This window comes from Anaerotruncus sp. 80, assembly GCF_009936115.1.
Classification (GTDB): domain Bacteria; phylum Bacillota; class Clostridia; order Peptostreptococcales; family Anaerovoracaceae; genus Senimuribacter; species Senimuribacter intestinalis.
Window position 1 is genome coordinate 409,452 of the sequence record NZ_QWES01000001.1, and the last position, 12,074, is coordinate 421,525.

The following is a 12,074-nucleotide window of genomic DNA, read 5'->3' on the forward strand; positions in this document are numbered from 1 at the left end:
TTTATAAACCTAAAATAACCATTGCCATCACAAAATAAATGCTCAGCGCCACAATATCAGAAACCGATGAAATGGCAGGATTTGCAATGAGCGCCGGGTCCAGATTGAGTTTTTTTACAAGAAGCGGCACCATGCTGCCAAGCACCTTTGCAAAGATCACAATGAACAGCATCGCAAGGCAAACTGTCAATGCTACACTATAATCATTGCCGTCAAGCCAGATAATTCGTCCAAAATTAATGATACTTAAAACAGCTCCCAAAAGGGCTCCTATACGCACTTCTTTCCATAAAATCTTAAACACATCAGAAGTATCCACCTCATCGGTGGCAAGACCTCTGATAATCAGCGTTGCCGCCTGAGAGCCTGTGTTTCCGCCAGTTCCCATCAGCATCGGCATATACGCCACCAGGCAGATGATTTCAGAAAGCCTTCCTTCAAAGCCTGTAATCAGCATGCCTGTAAACACATAGGCAACCATGAGGATTACAAGCCATGGCAGCCGGTTCAGGGCATGCTGCATGACCGACTTGTCCAGATATCCCTTGTCGGAATTCTCAAAGTCAATGACACCGTTCATTCTCTCGATATCTTCAGTCGCCTCTTCTTCCATTACATCCAGAATATCATCGACGGTAATAATTCCGACGAGACGGTGCTCGTTGTCCACAACAGGCAATGCCAAAAATCCGTATTTCTTAAAATCTTCAGAGACGTCTTCCTGGTCATCAAATACATTCTCATACACATAGTCTGTGCGCATAATGTTCATAATCTTGGTGTCATCACTGGAAATTACCAGCGTACTTAAAGATACAATGCCAAGCAGCTTTCGCCCGTTGTCTCTGACATAGCAGGTATAGATGGTTTCTGCATCCATGCCTACTTCTTTGATATGTTCCAGCGCCTGCGCTACATTCCACTCCTTGCGCAGACTGATATAGTCCGGCGTCATCAGACTGCCGGCGCTGTTATCCGGATAATTGAGAAAAGTGTTGATCAGCTTTCTCTCGTTCTTCGGTGTTTTTTCTAAAATTCTGTCCACCATATTGGCGGGCAGTTCCTCCAGAATATCGATCTTATCGTCGAAGTCCAGTTCCTGTAAAATAAAATCGATTTCCTTATCTGTGATTACATTTACAATTTCTACTTGATTATCAGTAGACAGTTCTGAAAAGACTTCTGCAGAAACATCCTTTGGAAGCAGCCGGAAAAGGATGATTGTCATATCAATATCGGTTTCTTCCGTGATATCTTCCAGCATGTAGGCAATGTCTACTGCATTAAATTTGAGAAGTTCATCTCTCGCCTGAAAATATCGTTTGTTTTCAAGGAGTTCTAATATCTTTTCAAAGGATTCTTCCCACAATACATCTGCGTCAATAATGACTCTGTTATCCATCTGTCATTCCTCACTTTCACTTGTATTTTCCCTGGCTGTTCTTACTGAACCCAGAAAAATACCGCTAGTGCGAGGATTTTATCCGGCCAGTGAAGCCAAGGATTCTTTTGTTTTTGTTAATGCGTCGATACTTCGTTTGGACGTAGGCCCATTATCCATGTCTTCACTTCCCTTCATAATTATATGTATAGACATTCTTTAACAGTTAATTATACCTCGAAATAGCTCGTGCTTGCAACCTTTTTAGAAAAAAACTTTGTATAACATTCCCTCATACCCGGCAGACAAACTTTCATATAAGAATCTGCATTCGTCAAAATGATTTTGTAAATTTTTACCACATCTTGAAATCGTTGAAATTTCAGTCATTTCCATGTCAGGATTGTTCTTTAAAAAAACCAATCCTTTCCACCCTGAAAGGGTTGACTAAAAAATGTCAAAGTGTTATATTGGAAGAAACAAGAACCATATTATAACATCTTGTAACACTAATTTCTAAAGTTTAATAAGAGAAAAGAGGAGATTAAAATGGGAAAATTAGTTGATCAGTATATTGAAATCGCTAAGAAAAGAAACCCTGGTGAACCAGAATTTATTCAGACTGTAGAAGAAGTATTAACTTCCATCGAGCCTGTTCTGGAAGCACATCCTGAATACGTTGAAGCTGGTCTGATCGAAAGATTGATCGAGCCAGAAAGAGGCATCAGCTTCAGAGTTCCTTGGGTTGACGACGAAGGTAAAGTTCAGGTAAACAGAGGTTACAGATATGAATTCAACAGCGCAATCGGACCTTACAAAGGCGGTCTGCGTTTCGCTGCTAACGTATATCCTGGCATCATCAAGTTCCTGGGATTTGAACAGATCTTCAAAAACAGCTTAACCGGTCTTCCTATCGGCGGCGGCAAAGGTGGTTCTGACTTCGATCCTACTGGAAAATCCGATGCTGAAGTTATGAGATTCTGCCAGTCCTTCATGACTGAGCTTTACAGACACATCGGACCTCACACTGACGTTCCTGCTGGTGACATGGGCGTTGGCGCAAGAGAAATCGGTTACCTCTTCGGACAGTACAAGAGACTGAGCAACAGATACGAAGGCGTTCTGACTGGTAAAGGTCTTGCTTACGGCGGACTTGCAGGAAGAACTGAAGCTACTGGTTACGGTATCGTATTCTTCGCAAGAGAAATGCTGAAACACTGCGGCGAAGAACTGGCAGGCAAAACCGTTGCAGTATCCGGTTTCGGTAACGTTACTTGGGGTACAGTACAGAAGCTGAACCAGCTGGGTGCTAAAGTTATCACTATCTCCGGACCAGACGGATACATCTACGATCCAGACGGCGTAACTCCAGGTGAAAAAGAAGACTACTTACTCGAACTGAGAGCTTCCGGAAAGAACATCTGCGCACCTTATGCAGACAAGTTCCCTGGCGCTACTTTCTACGCTGGCAAGAAACCTTGGGAAGTTAAGGCTGACCTGTACATCCCTTGTGCAACACAGAACGAAATCCGCATCGAAGATGCTAAGACTATGGTCGCTAACGGCTGTAAGTTCCTCTGCGAAGGTGCTAACATGCCGACCACAAACGAAGCAATCGAATACCTGCAGGAAAACGGCGTAATCGTTGGACCTTCCAAGGCTGCAAACGCTGGCGGCGTAGCTTGCTCCTGCATCGAAATGGGACAGAACGCAGGTCACACTGTATTCTCCCCTGCTCAGGTTTACGAACAGCTTGAAACTATCATGGTTAACATCCACAAGAACGCTGCTGCTGCTTGTGAAAAATACGGTCTGGGCTATGACCTGATCAAGGGCGCAAACATCGCTGGTTTCGAAAAGGTTGCAGAAGCTATGATGGCTCAGGGTATTGTATAATGATTTGCTCTGCGAGCAGAGCGAACAGTTAAGCAAACCTTATGCTTTGGGAGACCTAACCCAACGAGCAAAGCGAATTGCAGGTAGGTCCCCTGTCAGGAGTGCAGCACTTCAGCGCGTGGCACTCTACGGCTAATCCCCAAGAGAACAAGCACTCTGTGCGAAGTTCGATTGGCAAGGATTTAGTCGTATAATGGCTCCTGCCCGAGCAAACAATATTCCAAAAACAAAATTGAGGACTGCATTTCGCAGTCCTCTTTTGATTAACTCCAGTAGGATAAGTTTAACCCAAATTGTGTTTTTATTAAAAAAGTGTATAAATACATCGGCTTCTCCCTTCGCATGTCTTACATTTTTTGCAAGATGCTTCGTAAATCTCCATTAACCTTGCAAAAAAAGCAAGTTTTCTGCTTAAAAATCACTTCAGCAGACATCTTTGTAAGTATGAAAGAGAATCCCTCGCATCATTCTTATACATTTTTTTAGTATTTTCTAGTTTTCGGTTAAGATTTGGGCATCCGCTTATACACTTTTTTATCAAAAATCCGTTTTAGGTTAAAGTCTAGTCTCCTCTCCTCATCTCGCACGCCTTATTTACCTGCCCTGCACACCTAGATCTCTCCGCTTTACCGCAAACCGCACAAAGTACAGCACCAGCATAACGCACCAGGACAACCCTTCTGCATAAGCGATGACCATATTATCCCAAAGTCCGACCAGTGTGTAGGACATGATAATACGTGAAATCAGCGCAACAATACCAATGACACTGGAATATGCCACATCACCAATACCTTCCAGCGCGCCGCGAAATGCCATGCAAAGTCCGTAAATCGGATAGAAACAGCCAAATCTGCGGAAGAAATTGCCGCCAATCAACGCGGCTTCCTCACCAACGCCGAACATGGACACCAGGTACTGCCCCATAAATACAACAAACAGCGTCAGTACCACGGAGATAACCGCCGCCAGAGCCGTCCCCGCCTTAAAAAAGCGAAAAATTCTTTTTTTGTCACCTGCACCGTCAGACTGAGCAGCCATCGTCGAAATCGCAGTCCCCATATGTACCACCGGAAGTAGCGCCACCGTATCCACTCTGTATGCTGTCGTAATTGCCGCCACCGTCTGCGTGCCAAAACCATTCATAAAATTCTGCAAAACCATATTTCCAAGAGCATTGACGCTGCTTTGAATCATCGGTGGAATTCCAAGTCGCAGTCCTTCCCTCAGCATTTTTCTATCCACAAGCGTCCTTCCGCGAGAAAGAGAAAAACGCAGCATTGAGTGTTTCTTTGCGGCATAGCAAATGATAAATATCGTCATCAAGATTTGTGCCACCGTTGTCGCAAGCGCGGCTCCGACAACGCCCCAGCCCATTGCCGCCACGAAAAGCACATCCAGCACGAAGTTAACCGCCGAAGAAAGCAGAATCGCAAAAAAAGGTGCTTTGCTATCGCCAATTGCGCGAAGTGCCGCAAAATACACATTATATACTGCTAGAAAAGGAATGCCAATGAAACTCAGCTGCAAATACCGCTCTGACAACACAAAAATTTCAGCAGGCGTATTGAGAAGTCTGAGCATCGCTCCTGACAGGGCTACTCCCGCCACGGAAAGAACCAGAAACACCCCGCCGACCGCAAAAAGAAAGGTAGATAAAATAGCAGAAAGCCGGTCCGTTTCTGCTGCGCCATATTTTCTCGCAAATAAAATGCCAAGGCCACCCGTAAAACCTGTCATCACCATGACAAAAAATCCGATGATTACACCCGTCGCGCCGATTGCAGCCAGTGCATTTTCACCTTCTACATTCCCTACGATGAACGCATCTACCCAGCTGTACAGCTGCTGCAAAATACCACTGAGAATTAAAGGCAAACTGAATTTGACCAGAATCAGAAAAACCTTTTCATTCGTTATTCTTTCTTCCAAAACTTTCGCCCTCCTCTCAAAAAAACCGTATACAAGACTAGCCTGCATACGGTAGGTACTCACCCGTTTTCTATTTATTCTATTACCAGTATAACCCATAGCCTCCTGCTGTACAAGAGGGAAATTATACACTTTCCTGCAAATATTTTTGTAATTTCTCCAAAAGACCCTCCGTCACGTAATACCCTTCCCGGTAAGCCTTCTTCATTTTTTCTGGGTTCCGCTCTGTTCTTCCTATATCCAAATCCCCCATCGGTGCAATCACAAAAGCTCTTCCGGTCTCTTCTTCAGCCGCCACAAGTTCCAGTGACTGGTTATAAGTCTGCGCCCGCTTTTCGTAAGACGCAACCATATTCGGATAATCCCTGTATTTCCGCTTCATCACCTTCAGCAGCATGCCATTTGTCCGCTTTTTTCGATAATCTCTGGGTCTTGTAAGAATAACTATATTCTTTTCGTTTCCCTGCCGGATGGATTGCGCCAGTGGAATAGAATCCGAAATGCCACCGTCCATATAAAGCCCGCCGCCGATTTCTACCATATTGGCAAGAAAAGGAAGCGATGCCGACGCCCTCACCCATTCCACATCGCGAAACATATCTCCCACCACAGGATATTCAGCTTCACCAGTTACGCAATTTGTGACTACCGGCTGAAATTTAATTCCGCTTGCAGTAAACGCATCGTTATCAATTGGATACAGCTGCTCTGGAATCGTATGATAAATAAATTCAGCCCCAAACAAGTCTCCTGTCGTCCGCAAACTATGCAGACTGCAGTATTCTTTTCTATCGAGATAATTCAGGTTGACTGCAAGCGCCCGGTCCCTCTGTCCTGCCACATAGCTGCATCCGTGACACGCGCCTGCCGACACGCCGATGACGTTATCAAAGCGAATTCCTGCGTCCAAAAAACAATCTAAAACACCGGCGGCAAAGATCCCACGCATGCCGCCTCCTTCAATTACCAGTCCTTTACTCATACTTCCCCTCCAATTTCATCTCAATACCGCAGCCGGCGCCAAACAAATACAGATACGCTTCCTTTACCGGCTTTCCATAAGTTTTTGCAAGCGCGCGGCAGTAAATGGCAATCTGCTGCCTGTACATCTGCCGCAGTCTGTCCGCTTCCTGTTCAAAAGGCTTTTCTCTATCAATCCAGTTGGTTTTATAATCAAACAGTACCAGACCGTCTTCCTCTTCAAAACTGCAGTCAATAATACCCTGCACGATAACATTTTCTCCATCCATCTCCATCTGCAGGTTAAACGGTCTTTCTCTCTGCAGACTACCCGCAGCAAACGCCTTTGCGCAGCGCTTTCCCAGTTCGCTTTCAAAGAAGTCCGTAATCCGCGAAAGCCTTACTGCTGCAATTTCTTCCGCTGTAAAAATTTCCTGCTCTATCATTTCTGCGACAGCAGTTTTCAGATAATCTATGCCCTCTCTGGCCGCCGCTGCGAAGTCAATTCGCTCCATAATTCCATGATATACAGTACCTCGCTCCGCTGCAGTAAGCTTTTTTTCACCTTGCCGAAACTTCGGCACCGCTAGCTCTTCCACAAAGGAGGACTCCAGCAGCTCTGCCTTTCGGTTGATTTCTGTAACCGAGTACTTGGATTTCAGACTCCTGGCATGTTCATAAGGATAGAAGAAATCCAGTTTTCTCAAGACCCTCAATCCTTCTTCCTCCGAAACCTCTCCGTCATAAATAGCCTGACTCATCGGATTTACAAAATATATCGGCTCCTCACTTTGCCCACCTGAAAGCAGATTGGCATTGATCATTTCCAGCGAAGAAGCCTGATCTGCCATGGACAGGTACATAGAATCACCTCCCATAGCGCTTTCCCTGGCTGCAAGGAACTTTTCTCCATCCCTAACCGTTCCCGTCATATAGAGAATATCCTTTGCGCGGGTTAAAGCCACGTACAGAATTCTGATTTCCTCCTGCACCTCTTCTCTATGGACCTGTTTCTGCAAAAGCCGTTGAAGCAGGGTCTGTTTGTACCAGTGGCCTTCATAATCGCTGAGAGTCATTGCGACACCAATATCCTTGTGCAACGTTATGCCGCTTCCCATCTTGGTGTAATTGAGTCTGCGACCCATGCCACTGACGATAACCATAGGAAACTCCAGCCCTTTACTTTTATGAATCGTCATAATGCGCACCAGATTGTCGTTTTCTCCCACCAGCTTTACCTGCCCCATGGAGACTTTTCGCTGCTTCACCGCCTCGATATACCGGACAAAGCTGTAAAGGGAGCTTTGTCTATCCTTACTGTAGCTTTCCGCCTTATCGACCAGCGCACGAAGGTTTGCCTGCCTCTGCGTACCGCTGGGCATGGCGCCGATTTCGACATAGTATCCGGTTTCCAAAAGCAGATTCCAGATAAATTTTCCAAGGGGCAACGATGTTGCCATGGTTTTCCATTCTTTTAACTTTGCAAGAACCTCTCTGCACCTTTGTGCAAGTTCCTGATTTGCTCCGCTCTCTGCGTAAGCCGAAAAAGCCTGGCTGTAGGTTCCCTCCTTGTGGGCTGCACGAATCAGCGCCAAGTCCTCAGAGGAAAAACCAAAAATTTCAGCGTGAAGTGTGCTGATTAATGGCACATCCTGCATTTTATTGTCTATTACCGATAGAAGATTCATGAACACATTAATCTCCATCGTGTCAAAGTAGCCCTCGCTGTCATCCACAAAGCTTTCAATGCCGTTTTGCTTTAAAATCTGATAAAATACATCGGCATAATTTCGCACGCCGCGCATGAGGATTACGATGTCGCGAAGACAGATTTCCCGCTCCCTGCCTGCCTTATGGTCATAAAACCGTTTTCCCAGATTTTCCTTGATGATCCGGCTGACGGCAAGGGCTTCAATTTCGGCATTTTTCAAATTAGCAAGTTCTTCATCGCCTGCGTCCACTGTGGCAACATCCACTACCTTGACCTCAGGCAGATAACTGTATTCTCCGTCGTAGTCAAGACCAGGATAGAGCATTGCCTCCTCATTATAGTCCTCCATAACACCTGTAAAAATCTTGTTAATTTCTTTCAGAATCACCGGCTTACTTCGGAAATTTTTATTCAGATCAATTTTAATGGAATTTGCGTTCTCTTTTCCATAACTGATATACTTCTCTTTGAAAATCTCCGGCTCTGCCAGTCGGAATTTGTAGATACTCTGTTTAATATCGCCTACCATGAACAAATTATTCTCTCGCTTAATCTTGGAGATAATCTCTTCCTGCAAAATATTGGTATCCTGATACTCGTCGATAAAAATATACTGAAATTTGTTTCTGTAAAACTCTGCTGCTTGGGGCTCCTTTAGAATTTCCAGGCAGAAATGCTCAATATCGTTGAAATCCACCAGCTTTTTTTCTGCCTTCGCCGCTTTAAAAATTCCGTCAAAATCCAGAAGCAGCTTCTGCAAAGTTTTCGCCATCGGCGCAGTCTTGTTCATTTCCATAACCTGCTCGCAAAGAGGCGCAAGGAAAAAGGTCTTCTGCATTTCATCGATCAAAGAAGCAGCTTTCTTTCGGCATGCTGCAACCTGCTCTTTGATCAGGGCATAGTCCTCTTTCTCATCTTTTTTTGCAGTCAGACGCAGACTCTTAAATGCCGCCGCTGCTTCTCCCAATTCCTCAAAGGCTTTCTGCTCAGCAAGCGCTGCAATATGCTGATATTGAGGCAGTTCCTCCAAAGCAACCTTTTCTGCCATTCGGCAAAGACCTGCCTCATCCAGCAGATCAGCGCTGCGCTGTGCGTATTCCAGCGCCTTTTCTGCAGACTCCTCAATAAAATCCCAGATATACGCCATCAGAGGTGAAGCTTTCATTTCCTCTTCATTCATGGAAAGCTGCGCAATTTTTTCATCCAGCCACTGCCACGGATAAGGAAGAGACTGCAGCACGTTATATGCTTCTTCCAAAATCGTGCGGATTTTACTCTGGTTACGGTCGCCGGAATACCAGTTAAGAAATCCGTAAAACTCCTCGCTATCCGCTGCAAACCAGTTTTCCAGCAGCAAATCCATAGCATCTTCTTTAAGAATCGTCCTCTGCGCATCATCGCAGATGGAAAAGCCTGGCTCAATCTCTGCCTGATAAAAAAAGCGCCGAATGACATCCAGGGCAAAGGCGTGGAAAGTGCTGATATTTGCTCTTGCAAGCAGCGCCAGCTGTTCTCTCAGCTTACCTGCCTGCTCTGGCGCCTTATCGATTTCTTCGATGAGTGCTTTGCGGATTTTCTCCTTCATCTCCGCTGCCGCCGCATTGGTAAAAGTTACAATCAGCATCCGATCGATAGGCACGCCTTCTTCTATAACAAGTTTTTTAATGCGCTCCACCAAAACAGCAGTCTTACCCGAGCCCGCTGCTGCTGCTACCAGTATATTTTTATCACGCTGGTCGATTGCCAGCTGCTGTTCTTTGGTCCAAGCCATATCTGCCTCCATATTTTATCACTGCTTATTCCATTATACCAAAAAATTTGCTATAATGAAGAAAGAATCTTAGAAACGGAGATGAATTTATGTATATAAACAATAGACCAACCATGCTGATGATTTTAGATGGGTTTGGGCTCAACCCTGAAAGGGCTGGCAACGCCATTGCCGCCGCTAAAACGCCCAACTTGGATATGATTTTTTCAAAATATCCGAAGACCAGTTTATCAGCCAGCGGTCTTTCCGTAGGGCTTCCCGAAGGACAGATGGGAAATTCCGAAGTGGGACACCTGAATATCGGCGCAGGCCGTATCGTGTATCAGGAGCTTACCCGGATCACAAAATCTATTGAGGATGAGGATTTCTTTGAAAATCCAGCATTAAACGCCGCGATGAATCACGCCCTTTCCCACGATTCTACGCTGCATCTTCTGGGGCTTCTTTCCGATGGCGGCGTCCACAGTCATATCAGTCATCTCTTTGCCCTTCTCACCATGGCAAAGAAGAAAGGACTTTCCAAGGTGCTGGTCCACTGCTTCCTCGACGGACGCGATGTTCCGCCAAGATGTGCCAACCAGTATATCGAAGCACTGCAAAACCACATGCGCCAGCTTGGAATCGGCGAAATCGCTGTCATTTCCGGCAGATATTACGCCATGGACAGAGACAAGCGCTGGGACAGAGTAGAAAAAGCTTACGATGCCATGACCCTTGGTCAGGGTCTTTCTGCCGCTACTGGCTGCAGTGCAGTAGACGCAGCTTATCAGAGAGACGAAAACGACGAATTTGTTCTGCCCACCGTCACTGGCGCAGGCACAGTGAACGACGGCGATGCTATGATTATGTTTAACTTCCGTCCGGACAGAGCAAGAGAAATCACCCGTGCCTTTGCAGATCCCGATTTCGATGGCTTCCCTCGCAAAAAGACCATCAAGAATTTAAAATATGTCTGCATGACCCAGTATGACGCTACTATGCCGGGCGTAGAAATCGCTTTCCCGCCCCAGACCCTAAAGAACACCTTCGGCGACTACATCGCTTCTCTCGGGCTTTCTCAGCTTCGCATTGCCGAAACCGAAAAATACGCCCATGTAACTTTTTTCTTCAATGGCGGCGTAGAAGCGCCTTGCAGCGGTGAAGACCGGATTCTGGTGCCTTCTCCAAAAGTGGCGACTTATGATCTTCAACCCGAAATGAGCGCTCTTGCGGTAACAGAACGAGTGCTGGAACAAATTAAAGCAGACAAGTACGACTGTATTGTGCTCAACTTCGCCAATGCGGATATGGTCGGTCACACCGGTATCATGGAGGCGGCTGTCCGCGCCATCGAAACCCTCGATGTGTGCGTGCCGAAAATCGTCGATGCTGTACTTTCCAAAGGCGGACAGATTCTGCTGACTGCAGACCACGGCAACGCCGACTGCATGGTTGACGATGCCGGCAACGTGGTCACTGCCCACTCGCTGAATCCCGTACCCCTTGTACATATCGCTGAAAATCCGGTTCCTCTGGCAGATGACGGCAGGCTGTGCGATATCGCGCCGACTATGCTGCGCCTGATGGGGCTTTCCATTCCGGAGGAAATGACCGGAAAAAGTCTGATTAAATAACACCGTGATGAAAAACGAGGTCGTCCTTCAGGGCGATACCTCGTTTTTTAGATTATATTTTACTTTACTTTTTCTGTTTCACGAATTCAATTGCCTCTTTGCCAGACAGATGGTCGATGGTAATCTCAACCATGGTGACTTGTTTAAAAGAGCCTTCAATTTCCTTTGCCAATGCCTCTGGCGTTTCATCAGGAGAATATCTCTTTCCCAGCGCTTCCAGCGCTGCCCTCTTTTCAGCAGGATCATCCAGCACTCTCGCTTTGCCGAAAGCGATAACACTGCGAAAATAAGTCGTGAACTCTTCCGGCACCACCTGATCTGTATCGATAACACAGAAAGATACTTTTTCACAGCGAGAGATTGCATCCAGCTTGTGTCCTTCCTTTGCGCAATGGAAATAAATTTTGCCGTCCGCATACACATAGCTGAGCGGTACTGCGTAAGGATAACCATCATCGCCTGCTGCAGCTAAAACGCCTGCAGTATTTCGCGCTAATACTACCTCGCTGTCCGCAAAAGACATCGCCTGTTTCGTTCTTCTCATTGCTCTAAACATACAAATAACCTTTCCTTTCTTTAAAAAAAATACCGCTTCCCATTCACTCCTTCTAAGGCCTAACGGCGTGAATAAAAAGCGTTACCCGGCGGTAAATAATCTCATTTCTATATAAGTAAAAATACCACAAAAATCTGCAGGAGTCAAGTCCATAAGTTTTCCGACAGCTTAGTAAAGTGTAGGTTTACAATAGATGTGTTACAACTGAATAAAAAAATTGCAAGATCTCATTTTTGTGTTAAAGTTAAGTTACC

The 12,074-nt window shown here is 45.7% G+C and carries 7 protein-coding genes; 2 read left to right on the forward strand and 5 right to left on the reverse strand.

Going from position 1 to position 12,074, the window contains the following annotated elements:
• Position 1: 1 nt before the first annotated feature.
• Complete coding sequence (gene mgtE, locus D1155_RS01920; RefSeq protein ID WP_160200718.1) at positions 2-1,402, reverse strand: magnesium transporter; 1,401 nt, start codon at positions 1,400-1,402, stop codon at positions 2-4.
• Positions 1,403-1,930: 528 nt separating this feature from the next.
• On the opposite strand from mgtE, the gene gdhA reads away from it, so the two are divergent.
• Complete coding sequence (gene gdhA, locus D1155_RS01925) at positions 1,931-3,277, forward strand: NADP-specific glutamate dehydrogenase (RefSeq protein WP_160200719.1); 1,347 nt, start codon at positions 1,931-1,933, stop codon at positions 3,275-3,277.
• Between the two features lie 594 nt (positions 3,278-3,871).
• On the opposite strand, the gene D1155_RS01930 is transcribed toward gdhA, so the two are convergent.
• The 3 genes from D1155_RS01930 to addA form a co-directional block, all read right to left on the reverse strand.
• Positions 3,872-5,209, reverse strand: a complete 1,338-nt coding sequence (locus D1155_RS01930; RefSeq protein ID WP_243150980.1) for an MATE family efflux transporter — start codon at positions 5,207-5,209, stop codon at positions 3,872-3,874.
• 124 nt (positions 5,210-5,333) lie between these two features.
• Positions 5,334-6,191: a patatin family protein gene (locus D1155_RS01935; RefSeq protein ID WP_160200720.1), complete on the reverse strand. Its 858-nt coding sequence runs from the start codon at positions 6,189-6,191 to the stop codon at positions 5,334-5,336.
• The gene (addA, locus tag D1155_RS01940) at positions 6,184-9,651 is read right to left on the reverse strand and encodes a helicase-exonuclease AddAB subunit AddA (protein WP_160200721.1); all 3,468 of its coding nucleotides are present in this window, start codon (positions 9,649-9,651) and stop codon (positions 6,184-6,186) included. The genes D1155_RS01935 and addA overlap by 8 nt, the downstream gene beginning before the upstream one ends.
• 95 nt (positions 9,652-9,746) lie before the next feature.
• On the opposite strand from addA, the gene gpmI reads away from it, so the two are divergent.
• A complete protein-coding gene (gpmI, locus tag D1155_RS01945) occupies positions 9,747-11,264 on the forward strand; it encodes a 2,3-bisphosphoglycerate-independent phosphoglycerate mutase (protein ID WP_160200741.1) in 1,518 nt (505 codons plus the stop codon).
• A 64-nt stretch (positions 11,265-11,328) separates the two neighbouring features.
• Here the strand turns inward: gpmI and D1155_RS01950 are convergent, their stop codons facing one another.
• Positions 11,329-11,820, reverse strand: coding sequence for a pyridoxamine 5'-phosphate oxidase family protein (locus tag D1155_RS01950; RefSeq protein WP_160200722.1), 492 nt, complete (start codon positions 11,818-11,820; stop codon positions 11,329-11,331).
• Positions 11,821-12,074 lie beyond the last annotated feature (254 nt).